The sequence below is a fragment of the Gardnerella sp. 26-12 genome, assembly GCF_001660745.1.
GTDB classification, from domain to species: Bacteria; Actinomycetota; Actinomycetes; order Actinomycetales; family Bifidobacteriaceae; genus Bifidobacterium; species Bifidobacterium swidsinskii.
Genome location: NZ_LWSR01000153.1, coordinates 1 through 1,431 on the forward strand (window position 1 = coordinate 1; position 1,431 = coordinate 1,431).

Sequence of the window (1,431 nt, forward strand, 5' to 3'; positions counted from 1 at the left end):
ATAATTATGTGTGCATATTCATTTCTCGTTACATGGCACAGTTTACGATGATTATATGACCGCAATAAGCAACAACCAACGTGACGCATCAAATCATGCTAGCGATAGTAACTCCAGCATGATGAGTTTTGCGCGCGAACGCTGGGATTTGCACTGTCATACTGTTTATTCAGACGGCACTGCAACTCCAGAAGATTTAATTACGCAAGCTAAAATCGTTGGTTTGCAAGGTGTTGCTATTACTGATCACGACACAACTGCAGGATGGCATGATTTTCAAGAGGCTGCTAAAGCTTCGAATGTGCCAGTATTATTTGGTTCGGAGATTACTGCGCAAGACTCAGGCGTGTTTGTGCACATGCTCGCATACCAGTACAATCCGAAAAATAGCATGATTGTGAGCATGTTTGAGCTTACTAGGAAGCGTCGTTTTGATCGCACAAAGCGTATGGTTGAATGTATGTCGCGCGATTTTCCAATTACTTGGGATGACGTTTTGGCTCAAGCGAAGCTCGGCGACTTAACTACAATCGGGCGGCCGCATATCGCTGATGCTTTAGTAAAAGCTGGCGTGTATAAAACGCGTTCTGAAGCTTTTGCTGGGCCTATCTCTCCGTGCAGCCCGTACTATATACCAACTCCTTCTCCAAATGTTCGTGAAGTTATTGAGGCTGTTAAAGATGCTGGGGGAGTTGTTGTTATTGCGCATCCTGCCGACCCTACGCGTAACCGCGTGCTTCTTTCGGATAATCAAATTATATCGTTTGCTAAAGCTGGTCTTGACGGTTTAGAAGTGTATCATCGCGGAAATTCTAAAGCGCAACGTGAAAGACTGCTTTCTTTAGCGAGTAAGTGCGATTTGCTTGTGACGGGCGGCTCGGATTGGCATGGCTACGGTAAGCCAAATCGTTTGGGCGAAGAAACAACAAGCCGCGAAGTAGTATCGGAAATACTCTTGCGCGGCTATAAGCTCTAAATTCCTTATTTACTATTTGTTTAATGTGGCGCGAGTTTTGGGGGATTTCTTTCCTCGCGCGTCCCGTCCTTCGTGCGCTCTGGCTGCTAAAAGTGCTTATTGTGTTCGCCTTTCTTTAAAGAATGTAGCTTCTCAGTCCTCTTTTAGCGCTCGTAAAGAAATCCCCCAAACTCTGCGTGTTTAATCGTTAATAACCGTGTCTATCGCAGAGATTTTTCGATTTTTCTTCTTCGCTTGGCGAATCAGCAGCCTGAGGCTCTGACGTTCGCCGCGCTCAGTGCGAAAAATCTCAAATCTCTACCCACGCGAACATCCCATGCAACTAGAGCCGCGCAATAGGCTATGTTGTGTGCGTTGTAGGTACATCCGGAGTAGCGTATGCGGTAGCACAGATGCTAGTGCTCACTAAGCAATAAGTAATTAGCTTCTGCAGAGCAATACTGCAAAGCTTCAGA

1 protein-coding gene is annotated in these 1,431 nt (G+C 45.8%); it reads left to right on the forward strand.

Annotated features, from left to right (window positions below; genetic code table 11):
* Positions 1–118: 118 nt before the first annotated feature.
* Positions 119–976 carry a PHP domain-containing protein gene (locus tag A5295_RS05960; protein ID WP_064622168.1) on the forward strand — a complete coding sequence of 286 codons (858 nt, stop codon included), beginning with the start codon at positions 119–121 and terminating at the stop codon, positions 974–976.
* Positions 977–1,431 lie beyond the last annotated feature (455 nt).

Coding starts and splice junctions, on each gene's coding strand:
- A5295_RS05960 (WP_064622168.1), top strand. CDS start 119: ATGATGAGTTTTGCGCGCGAACGCTGGGATTTGCACTGTCATACTGTT.